Origin of the sequence: Brevundimonas sp. Root608 (genome assembly GCF_001427825.1) — a bacterium.
Lineage (GTDB): Bacteria > Pseudomonadota > Alphaproteobacteria > Caulobacterales > Caulobacteraceae > Brevundimonas.
Map to the genome: position 1 here is coordinate 171,852 of NZ_LMGT01000001.1, position 23,140 is coordinate 194,991.

Sequence of the window (23,140 nt, forward strand, 5' to 3'; positions counted from 1 at the left end):
CGATGTCGGGCACGTTCACCGCCACGGCCAACATCTGCAACACGCGCGGCCTCCACGCCCGCGCCTCGGCCAAATTCGTCAAACTGGCGTCCAGCTTCGACGCCGAGATCCATGTCACCCGCGACGGGGTGACGGTGAACGCCCTGTCGATCATGGGCCTGCTGATGCTGGGGGCCGGCAACGGCTGCGGCATCGAGATCGTCGGCGAGGGCGCGGAGGCCGAGGCCGCCGTGGCCGCTCTCGCCGACCTCGTCGAACGGAAGTTCGACGAGGACCAGTAGGTCAGTCCTCGGGCGAGGCCTGGACCGCCCCGATGTGGTCGACGCCGCGCCGCTCCGCGATCTCCACCTGCTTCGCCCGCTCGAGATATCGCGCCCGGTCGGCCCCGGTGCGCGTATCGGCGCAGCGCTCGCAGCTGACCCCTTCCACATAACGCGGCGAGGTCCGGCCTTCCGCGCTGACCGGCATGCGGCAGCCCCGGCACAGGGTGTGGCTGCCCGGCGTCAGGCCGTGGCCGACCGCGACGCGCTCATCGAAGACGAAGCATTCGCCACGCCACAGGCTTTCGGCCTCGGGCGTCATCTCCAGATAGCGCAGGACGCCGCCCTCCAGATGGAAGACGTCCCGGACGCCCTCGGCCTTGAGGAAGGCGGTCGCCTTCTCGCAGCGGATGCCGCCGGTGCAGTACATGGCGACCTTCGGCGGATCGGGCCGGTCCAGCAGCGCCCGCCCCTCGGTGCGGAACCAGTCCGGGAAGTCGCGGAAGCCGCGCGTATTGGGCTGGACCGCCCCCTCGAAGGCGCCGACGGCGGCCTCATAGTCGTTGCGGGTGTCGATGACGATCACGCCGGGATCGCGGATCAGGGCGTTCCAGTCCCCGGGTGCGACATAGGTCCCGGCGTCGGCGGGATCGAGGCCTGGCTGGCCCATGGTCACGATCTCGGGCTTGATCCGCACCTTCATGCGGTGGAAGGGCATGGCCGCCGCCGTGGCGTATTTGACGTCGAGGTCGGCGAAGCCGGGCAGGGCGCGAATGCCCGCCAGCACGCGCTCGATCGCCGCTTCAGGACCCGCGATGGTGCCGTTCAGGCCTTCATGGGCGACCAGCAGGGTGCCGCGCAAATCGGGGCGGCAAAGCGCCTCGAGCCGGTCCCGAACGGCTTCGCAGTCCATGATGGCCGCGAACCGGTAGAGGGCGGCCACCGTCACCGGCCCGGGGGAGCGCACAGGAGCTGAACGGGCGGACTGGGTCATGTCGACAGTGCGGGTGCCTGGTGGAGCCGAGGGGAGTCGAACCCCTGACCTCGTCATTGCGAACGACGCGCTCTACCAACTGAGCTACGGCCCCGTTTCCGGGTGCAGGCGAGCCGGCGACATACGAGGGGCGGGGCGGGAGTGTCAACGGGGTTGAGGCTCCACGACGCCTGCGACGCCGGAATCGTTGGACGCGGGGCGCGGTCACGCTAGAAGCGGGACTGATCTTGTTTCGGGAGCCCCTTTCATGGGTTACGCCATCGTCTGGCTGGTCACTACGATCCTGTCGCTCATGACCTGGGCGATCATCCTGTCGGCCATCTTCAGCTGGCTGTTCGCCTTCGACGTCATCAACCGCCGCAACCGGTTCGTGAGCCAGCTGGCGGACTTCCTCGACCGGATCACCGCGCCCCTGCTGGAGCCGTTCCGGCGGATCATCCCGCCTCTGGGCGGCATCGACATCTCGCCGATCGTGGTCCTGCTGCTGATCAATTTCGTGCGCATCCTGTTCATGCGTCTGACCGCGCCCGTGCTGATCCAGATGCTGGGATAGCGCGACCGCCGTGACACGCCTTCGCCCCTTCGCCACGGTCCGGCGCTTCCGGCCTTGCGCCGTCCGGCGAGGGTCCTAAGGTGCCGCTCCGACCGGGCCCAGCGCCCGCCAGCCAACCGGACTTCATGACCACGATCCGATCCGTCGCCATCGTCGGCGCAGGCCAGATGGGCGCAGGCATCGCCCAGGCCGTGGCCGCGGGCGGCTATCAGGTGCTGCTGTACGACGCCGCCCGCGACCGCGTGCCCCAAGCCCAGGGGGCGATCGCCGCCAGCCTGGCGCGCCAGGTCGCGCGCGGCCTGATCGACCAGGCCGCCGCCGACGCCGCCCTGTCCCGCATCTCCGCCGCGCCCTCGCTCGCCGCCGCCGCCAAGGCCGATCTGGTGATCGAGGCCGCGATCGAGGACGAGGCGGTCAAGAAATCCATCCTCGCCGACCTGACGCCGCATCTGGGCAAGGACACCCTGCTGGCGTCCAACACCTCGTCGATCTCCATCACCCGCCTGGCCTCGGCCACCGACCGGCCCGAGCGCTTCATCGGCCTGCATTTCATGAAGCCGGCCCCGGTGATGAAGCTGGTCGAGATCATCCGCGGCATCGCCACCGCGGCCAGCACCTATGACGCCGCGGTCGCCTTCGCCGAGTCACTGGGCAAGACGACGACCAATTCCGAGGATTTCCCCGCCTTCATCGTCAACCGCATCCTGGTGCCGATGATCAACGAGGCGGTCTATGTCCTCTACGAGGGCGTCGGCGACGTCGCCTCGATCGACAAGGCGCTGAAACTGGGCGCCAACCATCCGATGGGGCCGCTGGAGTTGGCGGACTTCATGGGGCTGGACGTCGTCCTGGCGATCATGAACGTGCTCTACGACGGTCTGGCCGACAGCAAATACCGGCCCTGTCCGCTTCTGGTGAAATACGTCGAGGCCGGCTGGCTGGGGCGCAAGTCCGGGCGCGGCTTCTACGACTATTCCGGCCCGGAACCGGCGCCGACCCGATGATCCCCACGCTGGAAAAGCCGGAAGACTTCCCGGGCCAGCAGCGCGTCTCCTGGCGGCGCGACCCGCAGCGCATCGTGCTGGCGGCGCTGGCCGGCGCCCTGTGGCCGCCGCTGGTCGTCACCCTGCTCATCTGGCCGCCGCGGAACTGGCTGCCCAGCCTAGAGATGGACTGGCGGCTGCTGGTGCTGGTCATCGGCATGGCCGCCGTGCCGGGCGGACTTTGGCTGCTGGCGCGCGAGCGGGACATGACCGGCCGTCCGGCGACCCGGCTGGGCGTGGTCTGGCGCTTCATGTTCTACGGCGGCCTGCTGGCGGCGGGTCTTCAGGCCATGCTGGCCCTGATCGTGTCGGTCGTGGGCCTGTTCGAGGCCGGCGGCATCGCCCAGGCCGCGGGCGCGACCGAGACGACCCTTCTGATCTACGGGGTCGGCGGCCTGCCGATCGCGGTCTTGCTGGGCGTCAGCTATGCGCTGTGGGCCGGCCTGTGCGCCGCCTTCATCGCCTTCATGCCCCAGCCCGAGGTGCGCGACCGGCTGGGCGTCATGCGGGACCGCGACCCGGGCTGAGGCCGATTTCCGTTTGACGCAGCCGGCGGTTCGGCCAAGCTTGTCGGGCCAATCCGGGGGACACGTCATGGCCGCAGTCGAACTTCAGGCGCCGCCGCCCGCGGCGGACGCGACGCTCGGGCCGGTCAGGCCTGCGGACCGCATCTTCACGCTCGACATGCTCAGGGGCTGGGCGATTCTCGGCATTCTCGCCGTCAACGCCATGTCGTTCGTCTGGCCGGTGGCGCTGGAGATGACGACGGGCCTGCCCGAGCCCTGGCCGCACAATTCCTCCAACATCCTGGGCGCCTGGGTCACCGACGTCTTCTTCCAGGACAAGTTCCGCTCGATGTTCTCGATGCTGTTCGGCGTCTCGATCTTCCTGATCGGCGGCGAGCGGTTCGACGGCCCCCGAGGCCAGTTGCTGCGCCGCCGGCTGTTCTGGCTGGCGGTTTTCGGCCTGGTCCACGGCGCCGCCTTCTGGTTCGGCGACATCCTGCTGCACTACGCCTACTGCGGACTGATCGTGATGGTCATGCGGTCGTGGAAGGCCAGCCGCCTGATCTGGGTCGGAGGGGGGCTCAACCTGCTGTTCGGCCTGCTGTCGGCGGCCGCCATGCTGGCCGAGGCGGCGTTCGGCGGGGGCGGGGGCGGCCAGGCAGGCGGCGGCGGGAATCCGTTCGCGGTCACGCCCGAGGCCCTGACCGCCACCATCCACGCCTACCAGTCGGGCTGGCCCGCGGCGCAGATCGAGAACCTCAAGGCCTGGGCGATCCTGCAGGCCGCAAGCCTGACGCTGGTCCCGATCACCGTGGGCCTGATGCTGCTGGGCCTGGGTCTGTTCAAGGCCGGCTTCCTGACCGGCCGGGCCCCGACCTGGATCTATCTGGTGGTGCTGATCCTCGGCGCGGCCAACCTCGCCTTCTTCGGCTGGCACCAATGGATCGAGGCCAATGCGGCGCCCGGAGAGGATCCGACCGGCGGCCTCGCCGGCGTGGGGGGCAGTTTCGCGCCCCTGATCACCCTCGGCTACGCCAGCCTGCTGATCCTGATGACCCGGTTCGGCCTGAAGCCGCTGACGCAGTTGCTGGCCCCGGTCGGACGGATGGCCTTCACCAACTACCTGACCCAGACCCTGATCATGTCGACCCTGTTCTACATGCCCTGGGGTCCGCACTGGTTCGGGACCATGGGGCCGGGAGCCTTGTGGGGCGTGGTCGCGGCGGTGTGGATCGCCCAGTTGATCTGGTCGCCGCTGTGGCTGTCGGTCTTCACCATGGGCCCGCTGGAGTGGCTGTGGCGCTGCCTGACCTACAGGCGGATGGTGCCTCTGCGGAAGGCCCCGCTCGCCTGAGGCTGATCGGCGTCGTTGCCCGGCGACGGGCGATGGCTTAAGCGGCGCGGCATGAGCACCGACGCGCCGTCCCGCCCCGAAGCCCGCAATCCGCGGGGGTTCGCCGACCGCCGAGGGGCGGACCTTGTCGCCGAGCGCCGCCTCGTGGCGCGCGTGTCCGCGGTCTATGAGCGCTGGGGCTTCGAGCCGCTGGAGACCGGCGCCTTCGAATACGCCGACGCCCTGGGCAAATTCCTGCCTGACGCCGACCGTCCGAACGAGGGCGTCTTCGCCCTGCAGGACGACGACGATCAGTGGATGGCCCTGCGCTACGACCTGACCGCGCCGCTGGCCCGGTTCGCGGCCCAGGGCTGGGAGACCCTGCCCAAGCCGTTCCGCCGCTACGCCTTCGGCCCGGTGTGGCGCAACGAGAAGCCAGGCCCCGGCCGCTTCCGCGAATTCGTCCAGTGCGACGCCGACACCGTCGGTTCGGACCGGCCCGAGGCCGACGCCGAGATCATCGCCATGGCCTGCGAGGGCCTGCGCGCCGCCGGTCTGGACGCGGACAAGGCCGTGGTCCGGGTCTCGAACCGCAAGCTGTTCGACGGCCTGTTCGAGGCGGGCGGCGTCATCGATCCCGGCCAGCGCCTGACCGCGCTTCGCGCCATCGACAAATTCGACCGGCTGGGCTGGGACGGGGTGTCGGCCCTTCTCGGCGAGGGCCGGCTGGACGAGTCCGGCGACTATACGAAGGGGGCCAACCTGCCGATCGGCGTGGCCGCGACCATCGAGGCCTTCCTCGCCTCGGCGGGGGACTCGGCCCTGTCCCGGACCGCGACGCTCGAGGCCGTGGCCCGCGCGGGAGGCCTGGGCGCCACCGGCGAGGCGGCGCTGGAAGAGCTGGCGGCGATCGACCGCGCCCTGACCGCGATGAAGGTCAGCGAGGACGCCGTGCGCTTCGACCCCACCATCGTGCGCGGGCTGGAATACTACACCGGCGCCGTGTTCGAGGCCGAGCTGCTGCTGGACACTACCGACGACAAGGGCCGGGCCGTGCGCTTCGGCTCGATCGGCGGCGGCGGGCGCTATGACGATCTGGTCGCCCGCTTCACCGGCGAGCGCCTGCCGGCCACCGGCTTCTCGTTCGGCGTCTCGCGCCTGGCCTCGGCCCTGAAGGCGGCGGGCAGGGGGGCGGCGGATTCGGTGCGCGGTCCGGTCGTGGTCATCGTCTTTTCGGACGCCGACATGCAGCACTATCTCGACGCGGTGTCGGAGCTGCGCAACGCCGGGATCGCCGCCGAACTCTACCTCGGCCGGGCGGGCATGAAGGCGCAGATGAAATACGCCGACCGGCGCGGCGCCCCCGCCGCCGTCATCCTCGGCGGCGACGAGATCGCGGCCGGCCAGGTCACGGTCAAGGACCTCGACGCCGGCCGAATTCTCGCCGCCGGCGTGACCGACAACGAGGCGTGGAAATCGGAGCGTCCGGGCCAAAGGGTGGTCGCGCGCGGCGAGCTGGTCGCGACCGTCCGGGCCATCGTCGAGGGCGCGCGCACAGGTTCGTGAGTTATCGCCGATAACCCATAAATTCCCGATGGTTCCGCAAGGCTTTCATTGACTTGAACGGCGAAATGTCGTTTTTCTGACGCACTCGGGAAGCGCAGCGTTTCGGCGCAGCAGCGGCCCGGAGGCGTTTCGGGGAGGAAACGTCCGCTCGTCAAAGAGCGAAAAGAAGCCCGCCGCGATGTATCCCCCGCGGCGGGCTTTTTTGCGTCTGGAGATCAGCGCTATGGCCCGCCGCCTGGGCGCGGCTCTCCCTCCCCCGAAGTGGGGAGGGAAGGCGAGGCGCAGCCGAGCCCGGGTGGGGAAGTGCGACCCATCTGCCGTCGGCGCCCGAGGCTGCAGTTCCCCACCCGGATCGCTTCGCGATCGTCCCTCCCCATGAAGGGGAGGGAGAACGTGACTTCTACCAGATACGCACCCGGTCTTCCGGGGCGAGGTAGTATTTCGAGCCCGGCTGGACATCGAAGGCCTCGTACCAGGCGTCGATGTTGCGCACCGGGCCGATGACGCGGAACTCGGCCGGGCTGTGCGGATCGGTGGCGATCTGGTTGCGCAGGGCGTCGTCGCGCATCTTCGACTGCCAGACCTGGGCCCAGCCGTAGAAGAAGCGCTGGTCGCCGGTGATTCCGTCCAGCACGGGCGCCGGCTGGCCGTTCAGCGACAGGTGATAGGCTTCCAGGCCCACCGCGTTGCCGGCCGCGTCGCCGATGTTCTCGCCCATGGTCAGGCCGCCCTGGACCTTGAAGCCCGGGATCGGCTCGAACTGATCGTACTGTTCGCCCAGCCGCTTGGTCAGGCCGTCGAAATTGGCCCGGTCCTCAGCGGTCCACCAGCTGCGCAGAACGCCGTCGCCGTCGGACTTGGAGCCCTGGTCGTCGAAGCCGTGGCCGATCTCGTGACCGATGACCCCGCCGATGCCGCCGTAGTTGACGGCCGGGTCCGCGTCCGGATCGAAGAACGGCGGCTGCAGGATGGCGGCCGGGAAGACGATCTCGTTGTTGGTCGAGTTGTAATAGGCGTTCACCGTCTGCGGGGTCATGCCCCACTCGGTCTTGTCGACCGGGTCGTTCAGGCGGTTCAGCTGGTAGTTCCACTGGAAGAGGCCGGCGCGCTCGGCGTTGCCGAACAGGTCATCGGGCCGGACTTCCAGCGCCGAATAGTCACGCCATTTGTTCGGATAGCCGATCTTGACGGTGAACTTGTTCAGCTTCTCCTCGGCCGCCGCGCGCGTTTCGGCGCTCATCCAGCTGTAGTTGCGGATGCGGTTGCCCAGGGCGATGCGCAGGTTGGCGACCAGTTCTTCCATCTTGGCCTTGGATTCGGCCGGGAAGTATTCGGCCACATACTGCCGGCCGACGGCCTCGCCCAGCATGCCCTCGGCGAAGGTGATGCCGCGCTTGTCGCGCGGACGCTGCATCGGCTGGCCGTTAAGGTCGCGCGAGCGGAACTCCCACTGGGCGTCGGCGAACCGGCGCGACAGGCGCGGCGCGGCGTCGTCCGTCGTGTGGAAGGCCTGCCAGGCCTGGATCGTGGCGATCGGCGTCTCGGCGTAGATGGCGGCGATCTTCGGCATGGCCGTGTCCTGACGGACGATCAGGCGCGGAACCTCGCCCACGCCGACGGCCGAGTAATAGGCCTGCCAAGGGAAGCCGGGGGCCTCCGACGCCAGCTGGGCGATGGTGTATTCGTTGTAGGTCTCGTCGCGGTTGCGGTTCTGGATCGGGGTCCAGTGCGCTTCGGCGATGCGGGTTTCGAAGGCGACGATGTCGGCGGCGGCCTGTTCGGCGTTCTCCCAGCCGATCATGCCCAGCATTCGGGCGACATAGGCCTGGTACAGGACCTTCTTCTCGGCCCAGCGCTGCTCCAGATAGTAGTCGCGGTTGGGCAGGCCCAGGCCCGACTGCCCGGTCGAGACCACATAGCGGGTCGGCGCCTTCTGGTCGGTGGTGATGCCGGTGCCGAAGATCGAACCGCCGATGCGGCCCTGGGTCTCGCCCATGTAGACGGCGGCCAGGTCATGGGTGTCGGCGGCGCGGATGGCGGCCAGGTAGGGCTTCAGCGGCTCGGCGTCCAGCGCCTCGATCCGGGCCTCGTCCATGTAGGAGCGATAGGCGTCGGCGATCTTCTGCTCGTCCGATCCGGCGGTCAGGTCGGTGCGGGCCGTCAGGCCTTCGATCATCGCCTTGACGCGGTTGTCCGAGAGTTCGCGCAGCAGGGCGAACGAGCCGTAGCTGGTGCGGTCCGAGGGGATCTGCATGCGGTCCAGCGCGGCGCCGTTGGCGTAGCGCATGAAGTTGTCGCCCGGCGAAACCGAGGTGTCGCGGCCGGCGAGGTCAAAGCCCCAGGTCCCGTATTTCGGCGCTTCCGTGCCCTGATAGCCCAGAACCGTCGCGCCTTCGGGCGGGGTCTGGAACAGTTCGAAGACGGTGCAGCTCTCGTCGATGCAGCCGTGTTCGTGATCCTGGGCGGCCGCCGTCGAAGCGGGCAGCAGCAGGGCGCCGAGCGCGGCGCCGATCAGCAGTTTCTTCATGGGGATTTCCTCGACTTCGCATCTCTGTGGACAGCGTCGGCGGGGACCCTACGCCGCGGGCCCCGCCTGTCGCCTGAATTTTTTGTCATGTGCGACGGAAACCCGGACAGGGCGGCGTTTCAGCCTGTAGGCTGAACGTCATCGGGGGCTGAATGACGATTCACGGCGGCGGCGGCGAATATCGCGATCTCGTGGTCTTTCTCGCGGCCGCGGGCGTCATCGTTCCGCTGTTCAACCGGCTCAGGATCAGTCCCGTCCTGGGGTTTCTCGCGGCGGGGGTGCTGCTGGGGCCGCACGGTCTGGCCCGGCTGGCCGAGACCGTCCCCTGGCTGGCCTGGCTGACGATCTCGGATGCGGGGCAGATCCGCTCCCTGTCCGAACTCGGCGTCGCCTTCCTGATGTTCATGATCGGACTCGAGCTGTCGTGGGAACGGCTCAAGTCCATGCGCCGGCTGGTGTTCGGCCTCGGTCTGACCCAGGTCGCGATCTGCACCGTCGGCCTCGGCGCGGTCTTCATGCTGATGGGCCAGCCGCTGGTCTCGGCGGCGGTGCTGGGGATGGGGCTGGCCCTGTCCTCGACCGCCGTGGTCATGCCGGTGATGGCCGAGCGCGGCCGCATCTCCACGACCGCCGGCCGATCCACCTTCGCCATCCTTCTGGCGCAGGACCTCGCGGTCGCGCCGATCCTGATCACCGTCACCGTCCTGGCCGCCATGGCCCAGGGCGGCGCGACGTCTTCCGGCGAGTTCGATCCCTCGGTTCTGGGGCCGGCCCTGTTCACCCTGATCCCCGCAGCAGTCGGCCTGGCCTTGCTGGTGCTGCTGGGCCGGCTGGTGCTGCGGCCCATGTTCCGCTCGGTCGCCAGGGCCAAGGCCAGAGGGCAGGGGCAGGAGATGTTCATCGCCGCCAGCCTGCTGGTCGTCGTCGGCGCGGGCGTGGCCGCCCAGGCCGCCGGCCTGTCGATGAGCCTCGGCGCCCTGATCGCGGGCCTGTTGCTGGCCGAGACCGAATTCCGGCGCGAGGTGGAGGTGTCGATCGAACCCTTCAAGGGCCTGCTGCTGGGCGTCTTCTTCGTCGGCGTGGGCATCGGGCTGGACCTCGACGCCGTGGCCGCCGACCCGGTCGCGGTGTTCGGCCTCGCCGCGCTGATGACCCTCCTGAAGGCGGGCCTGATCTACGGCGCCGCGCGGGCGTGGAAGCTGGGCAACCGCACCGCCATCGAGACGGCCCTGGTGCTGGGCCCCGCCGGCGAGTTCGCCTTCGTCATCCTCGGCGCCGGCCTGGTCGAGGGCATCGCCGCCCCGGCCTTTACCCAGCAGGTGCTGCTGGCGGCGACGATCAGCATCTTCAGCATTCCGCTGATGGCCCTGATCGCCTCCCGGCTGACGCAGCGCGCCGAGGTCCGGCATCCCGATCTGCCGGCCGGGGCGATGGAGCCCCTGGCCGAGGAGGGTCAGGTCCTGATCGTCGGCTTCGGCCGGGTCGGCCGGCTGGTGGGCGAGATCCTGCTGACCCACGACCAGCGTTTCCTGGCCATCGACGCTGACGCCTCGACCGTCGGCAAGGGCCGCGCCGAGGGCTCCAACGTCTTCTACGGCGACGCCGCCCGGGCGGAGATGCTGGCCCGGTGCGGCATCGATACGGCGCGGGCGGTGGTCGTGACCATGGATGCGCCGGCCAAGGTCGACGAGGTGGTCAGGGCGGTGCGCGCCCTGCGGCCCGACCTGGTCCTGATCGCCCGGGCCCGGGACGACAAGCACGCCGTGCGCCTGTACCGGCTGGGCGTCACCGACGCCGTGCCCGAAACGACCGAGGCCAGCCTTCAGCTGGCCGAGAACACCCTGATCGACCTGGGCGTCCCCATGGGTCTGGTGCTGGCCTCGATCCATGAGCGCCGCGACCAGTTCCGCAAGGTGTTCCAGGCGGCCATGCCGGCGGGCGAACAGCCGCGCCGGGCCCGCGCCCTGCGCTCCACGCTGCGGCGCTGAGACGCACGCGACGGATTTCCCGCCCACGCGGCGTTAACCTCCCGGCTAACCGTCCCGTTAATCGGGTTACCCCAATTTGGTCATCGTTGCGTGATGAGTGCCCCCCTCGCCGTTCAGGCGTGTTTTGCGCGCGCCGCGTGCGCCCCCGAATGACCCATCGCTTCGGCGTTCAGTTTTACCGGCGGATGTCAGCCGCCGCTTCGTGAGTAATCGTTCATGCGAGATGTCGCCTCCCCCTCCCCCGCAGCCGACGTCGATGGTGAAGCCCCCCGGCTGAACCGCCGTCAGGCCGCCAAGGTTCGCACCCGTCAGAAGGTGCTGGACGCGGCGCGCCAGCTGTTCGCCGAGCGCGGCTATGAGCCCGCCACCATCCGCGACATCGCCAAGGGCGCCGGCATGTCCACCGGCGCGGTCTTCGCCAACTTCCAGGACAAGGCCGAGCTGTTCGAGGCGGTCCTGTCCACCGACATGATCAAGCTGGCCGAGACGCTGAAGTCGGCCGCGGCCGCCGAGACCACCGTGCGGGCCCGCGTTCTGGCCGCCCTGACCGCCGGCTACCACGCCTCGCTGGAGCAGCTTCCGCTGGTTCAGGCCGTCATCGCGCGCTCGTGGTTCCAGCCGGTCGCCGCCGAAATGCGCATCCGCGCCGCCATCAAGCCGCTGATCTCGGTCGTCACCGACACCCTGCAGGCCGGGGTCGGCGACCGCGAACTGCGCCAGGACGCCGACGTGCGTCTGCTGGGCGAGATGATCTACGGCGCCTGGCTTTCGAACTACCGTCGCGCCGCCTACGACGGCTGGACCATCCAGCAGCTGACGGACCAGATCGGCAAACAGACCGACGTCATCCTCGCCGGCGCGCTCAGCCGTCAGTAGGCTGTACCGCAACGCAGAGCGTTTCGAAGGCCGCGACCCCCGTCGCGGCCTTCAGCTTTTCCACCTCAACACCGTCGGCTTGACCGGGTTGGCGAACGGTCGGCCCTCGGCGCGGCTCTTGATCCACTCGCGCTTCAGCTGCTGGTACCATTTCGCCTGTTTGTCGGCGTCGTCGATCCAGATCAGCGCCGGGTCATGGCGCAGGCCCTCGTTCTGCAGGTTCACCATGCCGCCGTCCTGTTTCAGGAAGGCGACCACCCCCATGCGCAGGAAGGGCTTGGCGAGCGCGAACACCCAGTGGTCCGACCAGAAGATCTGGGTGATCGTCGTCCGGGTCTGGGTCCGGGGCGTCAGGCAGGTCAGGGCCAGCACCTGCTTCGGCCCCACCTGGATATGCTCCCAGCGATAGCCGGGCAGGCGGAAGGTGATCTCGGTCGCGGGGGCGCCGCCGAGGATCTTGTACGCCCGGCTGTTCGACGACGGCGCGTGCCGCACCATGGCGAAGCCCTGGTCGCGCGGTTCGAAGGCCTTGGCCTTCTCGTGCATCGAATGCTCGGACCGCCACCACCACTGCTGATGCACATAGGGGCCGTGGGCGGGATCCATCAGGCCGACGACCGCGTGGTCGATATGGGCGTCGAAATCCATCGATTCGACGAGTTTCGCCTCGCCGCCGACGACGCCGGGGAAGATCGGGGGCTCATGGTCCGGCTCGGCCGGATTGCGCGGGTCCGACGCGATCCAGACGAACACCATCCCCTGGCTTTCGCGCACCGGATAGCTGCGCACCCGGATGCGGTCGGTTTCATAGGCCTGGTCCTCGACCAGCGACGGAATGGCGGCGCAGACCCCGTCCGGCCGGAACCGCCAGCCGTGATAGCAGCACTCGATCGTCTCGCCCTCGCCCGGCTTCTCGACCAGCCGTCCGGCTGACAGCGGCGCGGCGCGGTGGGGGCAGATGTCGCGCATCGCATAGACCTGACCCGCCCGCGTCCGGCCGATCAGGACCGGCTCGCCCAGCAGTTCGTGACGTTTCAGCGAGGCGGCGGCCACGTCGCGCGACAGGGCGGCGAAATACCAGGCGTCCAGCACGAAGCCCTTGCCGAACGCGGTCGGCGGGGCCTTGGCCTCGGGCGAATTGGCGGAAACGGGGGCGCTGTCGGCTGGGCTCATGAGGTGAGTTTAGCGGGCCGGATGCGCGAAGTCTTGACCGGCCGCATCCGATCGCGCCCTCTGCGGCGACTAGGGACAGAGACGGGCGCATCGCCCGCCCATCCGGGGAATCCGACCATGAAGACCATGACCGCCGTCGCGGCGCTTTCCGCCTCCCTCGCCGGCGCGCTCGCCCTTGCCGCCGCGCCCGCTCTTGCGCAGGAGCATCAGCATCTTCCGCAAGGCCAGGCCCCCGCGGCGGCCCCCGCCCACGCCCATGGTCACGCCCACGCCGACTTCGAGTCCGGTCGTTTCCACGTCCGCGTCGACGGGCCCGAGCATCCGGTCGGCGACGTCATCCTGATCCCCGGACTGTCGTCCTCGCCCGAGGTCTGGGACGGCCTGACAGACGAACTGAAGGGCCGCTATCGCGTCCACCGCATCCACGTCCAGGGCTTCGCCGGCGCACCGGCCGAGGACAACGCCACGGGCCCCGTCTCGGCCCCGGTGGCCGAGGACCTGGCCCGCTACATCGCCGAGCAGCGGCTGAACAAGCCGGCGGTGATCGGCCACTCCATGGGCGGGACCATCGGCATGATGCTGGCCGCCCGCCATCCCGACAGCGTCGGCAAGCTGATGGTGGTCGACATGGTGCCCTTCATGGGGGCCATGTTCGGCGCGCCGGGCGCGACCGCCGAAAGCGTCACCCCGACGGCGGACCAGATCTACGCCGCCATGGCCAACGGACCCGAGGAGGGTTACCGCCAGCAAGCCGCCGCCTCTGTCACCAGCATGATCAACACCGAGTCGCTGCGCGCCGGTCCGCTGGAAGCCGCGGCGACCAGCGACCGGGCCGTCTCGGCGGCGGCCTTCCGGGAGTTGATCGTCACCGACCTGCGCCCGGAACTGCCGCGCATCACGGCCCCTGTCACGGTGTTGTACGTCAAGTTCAACGACCCGCGCATGACCGAGGAGATGGTGGACGGCATTTACCGCGCCTCGTTCGCGACCCTGCCCGCGGCCGAGCTGAAGCGGATCGACGACAGCGCCCACTTCATCATGCTGGACCAGCCCGCCCGGTTCGCCGCCGAGGTGAACGCGTTTTTAGATTGGGGCCCGAAGCGTCATGGTTTCGGCGGAAACGTCCCTCACGGTCGTGTGATCGGTACGGGGGCGTTTCCGTAGACGGCCTGATCGGCTAGGACCGATCAAGGTCAGATGAGGTTTTCATGGCGGGTTCCGGCTTCAGCTTCGGACGCGGCGGCAACGCCGCCGGTCCCCGGCCCCCGCGCACCCCGGTGCAGAGGCTGGTCTATTGGGCCGCGGTCCTCGCCGTCTGGGGCGCCATATTCATGGTGGTCTTCTTCGCGGTCTTCGCTCGCGACCTGCCCGACACCTCGACCCTGTACAATGTCGATCGCCAGCCCTCGATCACCTATCTGGACCGCAACGGCGCCCTGATCGCCACGCGCGGGACCCAGCAGGCCCCGCCGGCCGATCTCGACGCCCTGCCGGACTATGTCCCGGCCGCCTTCATCGCTATCGAGGACCGGCGCTTCTATCACCACCCCGGCTTCGATCCCGTCGGCATGACCCGCGCCATGGCGGCGAACATGCGCGCCGGGCGGGTGGTCCAGGGCGGGTCGACCCTGACCCAGCAGCTGGCCAAGAACCTGTTCCTGTCTCCTGACCAGAACATGAAGCGCAAGGTCCAGGAGCTGATGCTGGCCGTCTGGCTGGAGATGAAATTCTCCAAGGACGAGATCCTCGCCCTCTATCTGAATCGCGTCTATTTCGGCGCCGGCGCCTATGGCATCGAGGCCGCGTCGCAGCGCTATTTCGACAAGAGCGCCAGACAGCTGACCGTCGGCGAAGCCGCCCTGCTGGCCGGCCTGCTGAAGGCCCCGTCGCGGTATTCGCCGGTGTCCGAGAGCGAGCGGGCCGGAACCCGCGCCACCGTGGTCCTGAACGAAATGGTCGACGCCGGGGTCATCACCCCGGAACAACGCGCCGAGGCCGCCGCCTCGCCCGTGCGCGTGTCGCGCACCCTGTCGAGCCAGCATGCCCAGTATTTCATTGACTGGCTGGACAAGCAGATCCGTGAGCTGGTCGGCGAACCGACCGAGGACATGGTCGTCGAGACCACCATGGATCTGACGCTGCAGACCCAGGCCGAGCGGTCCGTGAACCGCATCCTGCGCCGCGACCGGTCCAAGGGCGTGCAGCAGGCGGCCCTGGTCGCGCTGGACGGCGAGGGCCGGGTCCGGGCCATGATCGGCGGCGCCTCCTACGCCGACAGCCAGTTCAACCGCGCCGTCGACGCCCGCCGTCAGGCCGGCTCGGCCTTCAAGCCCTTCGTCTATCTGACCGCGCTGGAAAGCGGCTACACGCCGGAGACGCGGGTCAATGACGCCCCGATCCGCATCGGCAACTGGTCGCCGCGCAACTATTCGGGGGCCTATGCCGGCGAGATGAGCCTGGCCAACGCCGTGGCCCAGTCGACCAACACCGTCGCCGCCGGTCTCGCCGACCAGATCGGCCGCGACAACGTCGCCCGCACCGCCCGCCGCCTCGGCATCACCAGCCGCATCGGGCTCGAGCCCGCCATGGCCCTGGGCGCCGTCGAGGTCTCGCCGCTCGAAATGGCCCAGGCCTTCGACGCCTTCGCCAACGGCGGCAAGCGCGTCCGCGCCTATGGCATCAGCCGCATCCGCACGCCGCAGGGGCGCGTGATCTACCAGCGCTCGGCCCGGGCCGACGGCGCGGTGCAGGCCATCTCCAACCCCTTCCTCTATTACCAGAACCAGATGCTGCGCGGCGTGATGACCTCGGGCACGGGCCGCTCGGCGGCGATCGCGGGCCGCGACGTGGCGGGCAAGACGGGCACCACCTCGGACTACAAGGACGCCTGGTTCGTCGGCTACACCGGCGGCTTCGTCACCGCCGTCTGGGTCGGCAAGGACGACAACACCGCCATGCGCGGGGTCACGGGCGGCTCGTCCCCGGCGGCGATCTGGCGGGGCTTCATGGAGGCGGCTCTGCCGCGCCTCAACGCCCCGGCCATCCCCAACGGCCCGGCCATGCCCGAGGGCTGGCAGCCCCCCGCCAGTCCCGTCGAAAATCTTCTGGGCGAGATCGGCGACCTGTTCGGCGACAGTCCTCCGGCCGACGAAGCCGTCCCGCCCGAGGACCAGCCGACGCTCGAGCCGCGTCGTCCGGAACCGGGCCCGCCCGTCGTCCGCCCCACCGCGCCCCAGCCCCAGCGGGAGCCCGAACCGACCCAGCCGGAGAAAAAGGCCGACCCGCTGTTCTTCTGAGTGGTTTTCCGACCGGGACAATCCGGGCTGGATAACCGGGACATCGCGGCCCGCGACACGGGTGACAAGCGACACATGCTGGACAGGGGCCGACTGCTGTTCCTCTGGCGTATGGGTCTCCTCCCCACTCGCTCCGCTCATGGGGAGGAGACGTCAGCGCCCCACCGCGTGCAGCGCCGGTCCGTTGTCGCGCAGCCACTTCCTGAACGGCCGGTGGTCCCCGACCAGCCGCTGCACCACCGACCAGTAGGCCGGGCTGTGGTCGGCGTGGACCAGATGCGCCACCTCATGGGCGGCCAGATAGTCGATCACCGCTGGCGGGGCCATGACCACCCGCCAGCTGTAGCGGATGCTGCGGTTGTGCGGGCTGCACGAGCCCCAGCGCGATTTCGGATCGGCGATCGACATCCTGACCGGGCGCTGGCCGAGGGTCCGCAGATGCACGTCGGTGCGGGTCTGCAGCGTGTCCCGCGCCACCCGTTTGAACAGATTCTCGACCCGCCGGGCGAAGGCCTCGCCCTCGCCGCCCGAGGCGATCAGCGGGCCGTCCCCGTCCTCGGTGAGCCGCGCCGCGCCGGCGCCGCCCGTGGCGACCAGCCGGACCGGCTGGCCGAACAGGTCGATGACCGCCCCCGGCTCCAGCGGCGTCCCGTGAACCCGCTCGGCCAGACGCTCGCGCATCCACGACGCCTTGGTGCGGGCGAAGGCGACGACGTCGGCCAGCTTGCGTTCGGACGGGGCGATCAGCACCGCCTCGCCCGCGCGCGCGTCGATGCGGATCGACAGGCGCCGGGCGCGCGGATTGACCGACAGCCGCGCGGCGACGCCGAGCCGCTCAGGGCTCTCAGGCGGCAGCCGCTGGCCGTTCCGGTACTGCACTGATGGCCTCGTGTCTGGCGATGAAGTCGCGCACCGCCGGATAGATGTCGTCGCGGAACCGGCGGCCGTTGAACACGCCGTAGTGGCCGACCTCGGGATGGACGTACAGCTTGCGCATGTCGTCCGGCAGGCGGGTGCAGATCGTATGCGCCGCCTGGGTCTGGCCCACGCCCGAGATGTCGTCCCGGGCGCCCTCGACCGTCATCAGGCCGATGTCCGTGATCTTCGTCAGATCGACCTTGCGCCCGCGATGCTCCAGCAGGCCGCGCGGCAGCAGATGCTGCTGGAAGACGATGTCGATGGTCTGGAGATAGAACTCCTCGGTCAGGTCCAGCACCGACAGGTATTCGTTGTAGAATTCCTCGTGCTTCTCGACCCCGTCCCCGTCGCCGTTGACGAGGTGCTGGAAATACTCGTGGTGGGCGTCGCGGTGGCGGTCCTCGTTCATCGACATGAAGCTGTAGAGCTGGACAAAGCCCGGATAGACCCGCCGTCCGAACCCCGGATAGGGCCAGGGCGTCGTGTGGATCATGTTCGATTTGAACCAGGCGAAGGGCTTTTCCTCGGCCAGTTCGTTGGTCACCGTCGGCGACAGGCGCGCATCGATCGGCGAGCCCATGAAGGTCATGGAGGCCGGACGATTGGGGTCCTCGTCCTCGGCCATCAGGGCGCAGGCGGCCAGCACCGGCGGGCCCGGCTGGCAGACGCCGACGACGTGGGCGCGCGGGCCGATCACGCCCAGCATGGTCCGGACGTGGTCGATATAGTCGAAGAAGTCGAACCGCCCCTCCAGCATCGGCACCTGACGGGCGTTGACCCAGTCGGTGACATAGACGTCGTGGTCCTGCAGGAAGCCCTCGACCGTGCCGCGCAACAGGGTGGCGTAGTGGCCCGACAGCGGCGCCACGATCAGCACCGCCGGCGCCGTGGCCGGCTTGCCGGCCCGCTTCACATCGCCGATGTGCCGCGCGAACCGCACCAGTCTGCACCACGGCGAGGACCAGACGACCTGTTCGGTGGTCCGCACGTCCTTGCCCGCGACCGTGATGGTCTCCAGACCCCAGGCGGGCTTGCCGTAGCGGCGCGTCACGCTCTCGAACAGCTCGGCCGAGGCGAAGGCCGTGCGGCCCAGCGCGGTGTCCGCGGCCGGATTGAACGGAGAACTCCAGAACTGGCGGGCCATCTGGGCCCCGAACCGGAACGGCGTCGCCGAGTGATAGGCGAGCTCGTGAAGCGAATAGAGCATGGAATCCTTGAAGCGGCCCCCGCCGTACGTGGCAGAGCACCATAGAACGCACCGCACTGCAAAAAGATTATAGGCGAATACAGTTCTCCCTCCCCTTCATGGGGAGGGTGGCCGCGGAGCGGCCGGGTGGGGAACTCCAGCCACACCCCACCCTGTCGTCGCTTCGCGCCGACATCCCCATGAAGGGGAGGGAGACGTGTCCTACCCGCGCGCCATGGCCCGTTCGATCACCTGCGCGGAGCGCTGCGGTCCCAGGTCGTGGGCGAGGGCGCTGCGGAACCTTCCGTCCGGCCCCATCAGATAGACGGTCAGCGAGTGGTTCATGGTGTAGCCCTCGCCCTCTCCGACCTTCTGATAATAGGCGCGATAGACGTCCGCGGCCGCCTTCACCTGGTCCGGCGTGCCCGTCAGGCCGATGACCCCCTGCGGGAAGCCGTCGGAGGACAGATAGTCCTTCAGGGCCTGCGGGGTGTCGCGTTCGGGATCGACGGTGATGAAGACGATCTGCACGTCCTTCGCCCTGTCGCCCAGCTGCCGCTTCGTCGCCTCCAGCGCCGTCAGGGTCGTCGGGCAGAAATCGGGGCAATAGGTAAAGCCGAAGAAGACCAGCGACCATTTCCCGTCCAGCATCGTCTGGTCGACCGTCCGCCCGTCCTGGTCGACCAGCTGGAACGGCCCGCCGACCGACGGCTGGCCGGTCGAGGTCTCCATGGACGGGACCGCCCCGTCGCGCCGGTTGACCACCACGATCGTCGTCACGGCCAGGGCGACGGCGATGGCGATGCAGGCGCCGGCGAACAGAAGGATGGAACGGCGTGGCATCATGGCCCTCTCGAAAACGCGCACGCCCGCGCGCGACCGGTCTATAGAAGACGCGTGAGCCTCTCCCAAGACCCTCCCTTGCCGCAGTCCGCGCCGCGGGCCCCGTCGCGGTTCGCGACGGACGAGCCGGACCGTTTCCCGGGCTGGCGCAACCTGCCGCGCCGCAGCCGCGGCCTGTCCCTGCGCACCCTGGTCATCCTGCGCTGGATGGCCATCGCCGGCCAGACCGCGACCGTCGCCATCGCCACCCTGTATTTCCATTTCGACCTGCCGCTGTGGGGCTGTCTGGCCGTGATCGCCGCCAGCGTGGCGATGAATCTGAACGCCACAGCCCGGCTCAAGCGCACCGACGGCTCCCTGCCCGACGGGCGGATGACCGCGGCGCACCTGGGTTTCGACATCCTGCAGCTGTCCGTCCTTCTGGCCCTGACCGGGGGGCTGCAGAACCCCTTCTGCCTGCTGCTGGTCGCGCCGGTGACCGTCGCCGCCGCCTCCCTGCCCGGGCGTCAGGCGGCCTTCATGGGCCTGCTGGTGCTGGTCGCGACCACCACCCTGTTCTTCTTCTCCATGCCCCTGCCGTGGCAGGCGGGCACCGAGTTGAACCTGCCGCCCCTCTATCGCTTCGGCATCGGCCTGGCCCTGTTCACCGGCGTCATCTTCACCTCGGCCTATGCGTGGCGCGTCGCCGCCGACGCCGAGAAGCTGGAGCTGGCCCTCGCCACCACCCAGGACGTGCTGCAGCGCGAGCAACGTCTCGCGGCGCTGGGCGGGTTGGCCGCCGCGGCGGCGCATGAGCTGGGCACGCCGCTGGCCACCATCCAGGTCGTGGCCCGCGAACTGTTGCGCGCCTCGGCCAAGGGCGGCTCCGCCGCCGAGGACGCCGCCCTGATCCTGCAACAGGCCGAACGCTGCCGCGACATCCTGAAACGCCTGTCCCAGCAGCCCGAAGACGGCGACTCCGCCTTCGCCGAGGTGGGCCTGAAGGCCCTGCTGGAAGAGGTGATCGAGCCCCACCGCGGCTTCGATCTGGATTTCCAGGTCGATGTCCGCACCGCCTCGGGCGAGCCCGCGCCGCGCGTGCGCCGCCTGCCCGAGGTGATCCACGGCCTGTCGACCCTGGTCGAGAACGCCGCCGACTTCGCGGGCTCACGGGTCCGGGTCCGCGCCATCGTCGACGCCGGCTTCATCGAGATCGAGGTGGTCGACGACGGCCCCGGCTTCCCCGCCGACATCCTGCCGCGTCTGGGCGAGCCCTATGTGACCAGCCGGCCCCAGGGCAAGGCGCGCCGGGCCCTGGCGGCCCAGATCGCCGCCTCGGTCGCCGCCGCCACCCCGGGCCGCAAGGCGAGGAAGGGCGCGGCCGCTCCCGAGCCCGAGGCCATCGCTCCCAGCCAGGGCGGCATGGGCCTGGGCTTCTTCATCGCCCGCACCCTGCTGGAGCGCACCGGGGGCAAGGTGTTCGTCGGGGCGGGCGACGGCGGCAAGGGCCAGCCCAGGGGCGCCCGCGTGGCTGTCCGCTGGCCGCGTCCGGCGCTCGAGATCCCGTCGTGATGTCGCACCCCCGCAGATGAACCTTGACCGCAACCGTACTGTTAATGACCTGAGCCACCGGAGACCCCAGATGCCCGACGCCGAAGACCGGATCGCCGCCCTCGCCGACAAGACCCTGCTGGTGCTGGACGACGACAACGCCCTGCGCACCCGGCTGGGCCGCGCGCTGGAAAGCCGCGGCTTCGTCGTCACCCTCGCCGCCTCGCTGGCCGAGGCCAATGAAGCCCTGAAGACCTCGGTCCCGGCCTTCGCCGTGCTGGACATGCGGCTCGAGGACGGCAACGGCCTCAAGATCGTCGAGGCCATCCGCGACCGGCGCGAGGACGCCCGCATCGTCATGCTGACCGGCTACGGCGCCATCGCCACCGCCGTGGCGGCGGTCAAGGCCGGGGCGGTCGACTATCTGCAGAAACCCGCCGACGCCGACGACGTGGTCAAGGCCCTGCTCTCCACCGGCGAGGCCCCGGAGCCGCCCGACAACCCCATGAGCGCTGACCGTGTGCGCTGGGAGCATATCCAGCGGGTCTACGAACTGTGCGACCACAACGTCTCGGAGACGGCGCGGCGTCTGGGCATGCACCGCCGCACGCTGCAACGCATCCTGGCCAAGCGGGCGCCGCGGTAAGGCTCTCCTCCCCACGCAGCGGGGAGGTGGCGCGGCGCGCCTTCGCGCCGTGACGGAGGGGGCGACGCCGGTGTTAACCAGTCGTCTGCCAATCCTTCATCACCGAGCCACCCCCTCCGTCTCGCCGGCTTCGCCGACGATCCACCTCCCCATTTCATGGGGAGGAGAGGTGGCTCAGATCTCTTGGTTGTACGCCCCGACCTCGGCGTATTTGGCCAGCCTCGGCTTCACCTCTTCGTGGAACAGGGCCCGCATGTCGTCGGCCGAGCGCATGCTCTCGACCACCACCACCAGCTCGGGCTTGTTCGACGAGGCGCGGACCAGCACCCATGAGCCGTCCTCGAGGTGCACCCGCACGCCGTTGACGGTGATGGCCTCGACGATCCTGCGGCCCAGGATAGACCCGCCAGCATCGGCCAGGGCCTGATACTCGGCCACGATCCGCTCCAGCACCTCGTACTTCAGCTCGTCGTCGCAATGCGGGCTCATCGTCAGCGACGTCCAGGCGTCGGGAAGGGCGGCCTTCAGCTCGCTGAGCTTCTTGCCCGGATTGCGGTCCAGCATGGCCAGAACCGCGCCCGCCGCGACGATGCCGTCGTCATAGCCGTGGCCCAGCGGCGCGTTGAAGAAGAAATGCCCCGACTTCTCGAACCCGGCCAGGGCGCCCAGTTCGGCCGTCTTGCGCTTGATGTAGCTGTGGCCGGTCTTCCAGTAGACGGTGGTCGCCCCATTGGCCTTCAGCACCTCGTCGGTCTTGTACAGGCCGGTCGATTTCACATCGACGACGAAGGTGGCGTCGGGGTGCAGGGCCGACAGGTCGCGGCCCAGCATCAGGCCGATCTTGTCGGCGTAGATCTCCTCGCCCGTGTCGTCGACCACGCCGCAGCGGTCGCCGTCGCCGTCGAAGCCGAGGGCCAGGTCCGCCCCCGTCTCGCGCACCCTGGCCGCCATCTGCATCAGCATGGCGTGGTCTTCGGGGTTCGGATTGTATCTGGGGAAGGTGTAGTCCAGCTCGGTGTCCATCTCGATCACCTCGGCGCCCATGCGGCGCAGGGCCTCGGGCGCGAAGGCTCCGGCCGTGCCGTTGCCGCAGGCGGCCACGACCTTGATCGGACGCGTCAGCTTCACCTTGGAGACGATGTCGGCCAGATAGGCCTCGCGGAAGCCCTCGATCCGGGTCAGCGACCCGCCCGGCCGGCCCACGCCCTCGCCGTTCAGGACGATGTCCTTGAGCCGGCCGATCTCGTCGGGGCCGAAAGTCAGCGGCGGCTGGGCCCCCATCTTGACCCCGGTCCAGCCGTTCTCGTTGTGGCTGGCCGTGACCATGGCGACGCAGGGGGCGTCGAGCTCGAACTGGGCGAAATAGGCGGTCGGCGACAGGGCCAGGCCGATGTCCAGCACCTCCATCCCGCCTTCCAGCAGGCCCAGGATCAGCGCCTGTTTCACCGAAAGGGAATAGGAGCGGTAGTCGTGGCCCACCACGATGCGCGGCGTCTGGCCGATCTCGTGGACATAGGTGGCCAGGCCGAGGCCCAGGGCCTGGATGCCCAGGAGGTTGATCTCCTTCTCCAGGATCCAGCGGGCGTCGTACTCGCGGAAGCCCGTCGGCTTCACCAGCGGCACGGTCTCGTATTCGGCCGTGTTGGGGCGAAGGTCCTGGCGGGGCTTGATCATGGTCGGGTCCTGTCCGGAAGCGGCGCCCGGTATAGCAGTCGGCCCCCACGTCACAACAACGGGGCCACAACAACGCGGGCCCGGGTCCTTGGCTGCAAGGGCGCTGGCGGCGCGGATGGCCGTTTACGAAATGCCGGTCATGCAGGCCCCGTATCGGCGGTCTTTGCCGGACGCCCCCTGCGGTCATGGCGCTGTCACATCGGCTTGACCCACGCCGCCGCCGGTCCT

19 protein-coding genes and 1 tRNA gene are annotated in these 23,140 nt (G+C 69.4%); 12 read left to right on the top strand and 8 right to left on the bottom strand.

The features are described from left to right. Nucleotides 1–2: 2 nt before the first annotated feature. Nucleotides 3–281: an HPr family phosphocarrier protein gene (locus tag ASD59_RS00895; protein ID WP_055826935.1), complete on the top strand. Its 279-nt coding sequence runs from the start codon at nt 3–5 to the stop codon at nt 279–281. A gap of 1 nt (nt 282) precedes the next feature. Here ASD59_RS00895 and trhO read toward each other — a convergent pair whose 3' ends face one another. Beyond that, entirely contained in the window at nt 283–1,254 is a 972-nt protein-coding gene (trhO, locus tag ASD59_RS00900; RefSeq protein WP_055826938.1) for an oxygen-dependent tRNA uridine(34) hydroxylase TrhO, read from the bottom strand. Between the two features lie 18 nt (nt 1,255–1,272). Beyond that, a tRNA-Ala gene (locus tag ASD59_RS00905) sits at nt 1,273–1,348 on the bottom strand. 153 nt (nt 1,349–1,501) lie between these two features. Between ASD59_RS00905 and ASD59_RS00910 the strand changes: the two genes are divergently transcribed. The 5 genes from ASD59_RS00910 (at nt 1,502) to hisS (ending at nt 6,255) form a co-directional block, all read left to right on the top strand. Beyond that, a complete protein-coding gene (locus ASD59_RS00910; protein ID WP_055826941.1) occupies nt 1,502–1,807 on the top strand; it encodes a YggT family protein in 306 nt (101 codons plus the stop codon). A 125-nt stretch (nt 1,808–1,932) separates the two neighbouring features. Next, the gene (locus ASD59_RS00915; RefSeq protein ID WP_055826943.1) at nt 1,933–2,811 is read left to right on the top strand and encodes a 3-hydroxybutyryl-CoA dehydrogenase; all 879 of its coding nucleotides are present in this window, start codon (nt 1,933–1,935) and stop codon (nt 2,809–2,811) included. Continuing rightward, nucleotides 2,808–3,377 (top strand): hypothetical protein, encoded by a 570-nt coding sequence (locus tag ASD59_RS00920; protein WP_055826947.1) that lies wholly within the window; start codon nt 2,808–2,810, stop codon nt 3,375–3,377. Before ASD59_RS00915 ends, ASD59_RS00920 begins: the two co-directional genes overlap by 4 nt. A gap of 67 nt (nt 3,378–3,444) precedes the next feature. Further along, nucleotides 3,445–4,710: a DUF418 domain-containing protein gene (locus tag ASD59_RS00925; RefSeq protein WP_055826950.1), complete on the top strand. Its 1,266-nt coding sequence runs from the start codon at nt 3,445–3,447 to the stop codon at nt 4,708–4,710. A 51-nt stretch (nt 4,711–4,761) separates the two neighbouring features. Next, on the top strand, nt 4,762–6,255 hold the full coding sequence (gene hisS, locus ASD59_RS00930) for a histidine--tRNA ligase (RefSeq protein WP_055826953.1): 1,494 nt from the start codon (nt 4,762–4,764) through the stop codon (nt 6,253–6,255). 400 nt (nt 6,256–6,655) lie between these two features. On the opposite strand, the gene ASD59_RS00935 is transcribed toward hisS, so the two are convergent. Then, nucleotides 6,656–8,782, bottom strand: coding sequence for a M13 family metallopeptidase (locus tag ASD59_RS00935; RefSeq protein WP_055826956.1), 2,127 nt, complete (start codon nt 8,780–8,782; stop codon nt 6,656–6,658). Nucleotides 8,783–8,934: 152 nt separating this feature from the next. On the opposite strand from ASD59_RS00935, the gene ASD59_RS00940 reads away from it, so the two are divergent. Beyond that, entirely contained in the window at nt 8,935–10,770 is a 1,836-nt protein-coding gene (locus tag ASD59_RS00940; protein ID WP_055826958.1) for a cation:proton antiporter domain-containing protein, read from the top strand. 216 nt (nt 10,771–10,986) lie between these two features. Beyond that, complete coding sequence (locus ASD59_RS00945; protein ID WP_055826961.1) at nt 10,987–11,646, top strand: TetR/AcrR family transcriptional regulator; 660 nt, start codon at nt 10,987–10,989, stop codon at nt 11,644–11,646. A gap of 51 nt (nt 11,647–11,697) precedes the next feature. Here the strand turns inward: ASD59_RS00945 and ASD59_RS00950 are convergent, their stop codons facing one another. Further along, entirely contained in the window at nt 11,698–12,819 is a 1,122-nt protein-coding gene (locus tag ASD59_RS00950) for an aromatic ring-hydroxylating oxygenase subunit alpha (protein ID WP_055826964.1), read from the bottom strand. A gap of 117 nt (nt 12,820–12,936) precedes the next feature. Here ASD59_RS00950 and ASD59_RS00955 point away from each other — a divergent pair, with 117 nt between their 5' ends. Together ASD59_RS00955 and ASD59_RS00960 are read left to right on the top strand one after the other, a co-directional pair. Next, on the top strand, nt 12,937–13,983 hold the full coding sequence (locus tag ASD59_RS00955; protein ID WP_235561687.1) for an alpha/beta fold hydrolase: 1,047 nt from the start codon (nt 12,937–12,939) through the stop codon (nt 13,981–13,983). Between the two features lie 44 nt (nt 13,984–14,027). Then, nucleotides 14,028–16,115: a transglycosylase domain-containing protein gene (locus ASD59_RS00960; RefSeq protein ID WP_055826967.1), complete on the top strand. Its 2,088-nt coding sequence runs from the start codon at nt 14,028–14,030 to the stop codon at nt 16,113–16,115. 153 nt (nt 16,116–16,268) lie between these two features. Here the strand turns inward: ASD59_RS00960 and ASD59_RS00965 are convergent, their stop codons facing one another. From ASD59_RS00965 to ASD59_RS00975, 3 genes are all read right to left on the bottom strand, one after another. Next, nucleotides 16,269–16,994, bottom strand: a complete 726-nt coding sequence (locus ASD59_RS00965; protein ID WP_055826969.1) for a M48 family metallopeptidase — start codon at nt 16,992–16,994, stop codon at nt 16,269–16,271. Further along, nucleotides 16,960–18,240, bottom strand: coding sequence for a polyhydroxyalkanoate depolymerase (locus ASD59_RS00970; protein WP_055826972.1), 1,281 nt, complete (start codon nt 18,238–18,240; stop codon nt 16,960–16,962). Before ASD59_RS00970 ends, ASD59_RS00965 begins: the two co-directional genes overlap by 35 nt. A gap of 201 nt (nt 18,241–18,441) precedes the next feature. Further along, nucleotides 18,442–19,065 carry an SCO family protein gene (locus ASD59_RS00975; protein WP_327019536.1) on the bottom strand — a complete coding sequence of 208 codons (624 nt, stop codon included), beginning with the start codon at nt 19,063–19,065 and terminating at the stop codon, nt 18,442–18,444. 75 nt (nt 19,066–19,140) lie between these two features. Between ASD59_RS00975 and ASD59_RS00980 the strand changes: the two genes are divergently transcribed. Together ASD59_RS00980 and ASD59_RS00985 are read left to right on the top strand one after the other, a co-directional pair. After that, complete coding sequence (locus ASD59_RS00980; RefSeq protein ID WP_156376872.1) at nt 19,141–20,613, top strand: ActS/PrrB/RegB family redox-sensitive histidine kinase; 1,473 nt, start codon at nt 19,141–19,143, stop codon at nt 20,611–20,613. A gap of 70 nt (nt 20,614–20,683) precedes the next feature. Then, a complete protein-coding gene (locus tag ASD59_RS00985; RefSeq protein WP_055826976.1) occupies nt 20,684–21,238 on the top strand; it encodes an ActR/PrrA/RegA family redox response regulator transcription factor in 555 nt (184 codons plus the stop codon). 174 nt (nt 21,239–21,412) lie between these two features. Here the strand turns inward: ASD59_RS00985 and ASD59_RS00990 are convergent, their stop codons facing one another. Next, nucleotides 21,413–22,912 (bottom strand): phosphomannomutase/phosphoglucomutase, encoded by a 1,500-nt coding sequence (locus ASD59_RS00990; protein WP_055826978.1) that lies wholly within the window; start codon nt 22,910–22,912, stop codon nt 21,413–21,415. Nucleotides 22,913–23,140: the final 228 nt, after the last annotated feature.

What these genes read in the sequence shown, in the direction of transcription:
- ASD59_RS00895 (WP_055826935.1), top strand. Translation starts at nt 3, where the DNA reads ATGTCGGGCACGTTCACCGCCACGGCCAACATCTGCAACACGCGCGGC.
- trhO (WP_055826938.1), bottom strand. Translation starts at nt 1,254, where the DNA reads ATGACCCAGTCCGCCCGTTCAGCTCCTGTGCGCTCCCCCGGGCCGGTG.
- ASD59_RS00910 (WP_055826941.1), top strand. Translation starts at nt 1,502, where the DNA reads ATGGGTTACGCCATCGTCTGGCTGGTCACTACGATCCTGTCGCTCATG.
- ASD59_RS00915 (WP_055826943.1), top strand. Translation starts at nt 1,933, where the DNA reads ATGACCACGATCCGATCCGTCGCCATCGTCGGCGCAGGCCAGATGGGC.
- ASD59_RS00920 (WP_055826947.1), top strand. Translation starts at nt 2,808, where the DNA reads ATGATCCCCACGCTGGAAAAGCCGGAAGACTTCCCGGGCCAGCAGCGC.
- ASD59_RS00925 (WP_055826950.1), top strand. Translation starts at nt 3,445, where the DNA reads ATGGCCGCAGTCGAACTTCAGGCGCCGCCGCCCGCGGCGGACGCGACG.
- hisS (WP_055826953.1), top strand. Translation starts at nt 4,762, where the DNA reads ATGAGCACCGACGCGCCGTCCCGCCCCGAAGCCCGCAATCCGCGGGGG.
- ASD59_RS00935 (WP_055826956.1), bottom strand. Translation starts at nt 8,782, where the DNA reads ATGAAGAAACTGCTGATCGGCGCCGCGCTCGGCGCCCTGCTGCTGCCC.
- ASD59_RS00940 (WP_055826958.1), top strand. Translation starts at nt 8,935, where the DNA reads ATGACGATTCACGGCGGCGGCGGCGAATATCGCGATCTCGTGGTCTTT.
- ASD59_RS00945 (WP_055826961.1), top strand. Translation starts at nt 10,987, where the DNA reads ATGCGAGATGTCGCCTCCCCCTCCCCCGCAGCCGACGTCGATGGTGAA.
- ASD59_RS00950 (WP_055826964.1), bottom strand. Translation starts at nt 12,819, where the DNA reads ATGAGCCCAGCCGACAGCGCCCCCGTTTCCGCCAATTCGCCCGAGGCC.
- ASD59_RS00955 (WP_235561687.1), top strand. Translation starts at nt 12,937, where the DNA reads ATGAAGACCATGACCGCCGTCGCGGCGCTTTCCGCCTCCCTCGCCGGC.
- ASD59_RS00960 (WP_055826967.1), top strand. Translation starts at nt 14,028, where the DNA reads ATGGCGGGTTCCGGCTTCAGCTTCGGACGCGGCGGCAACGCCGCCGGT.
- ASD59_RS00970 (WP_055826972.1), bottom strand. Translation starts at nt 18,240, where the DNA reads ATGCTCTATTCGCTTCACGAGCTCGCCTATCACTCGGCGACGCCGTTC.
- ASD59_RS00975 (WP_327019536.1), bottom strand. Translation starts at nt 19,065, where the DNA reads ATGATGCCACGCCGTTCCATCCTTCTGTTCGCCGGCGCCTGCATCGCC.
- ASD59_RS00985 (WP_055826976.1), top strand. Translation starts at nt 20,684, where the DNA reads ATGCCCGACGCCGAAGACCGGATCGCCGCCCTCGCCGACAAGACCCTG.
- ASD59_RS00990 (WP_055826978.1), bottom strand. Translation starts at nt 22,912, where the DNA reads ATGATCAAGCCCCGCCAGGACCTTCGCCCCAACACGGCCGAATACGAG.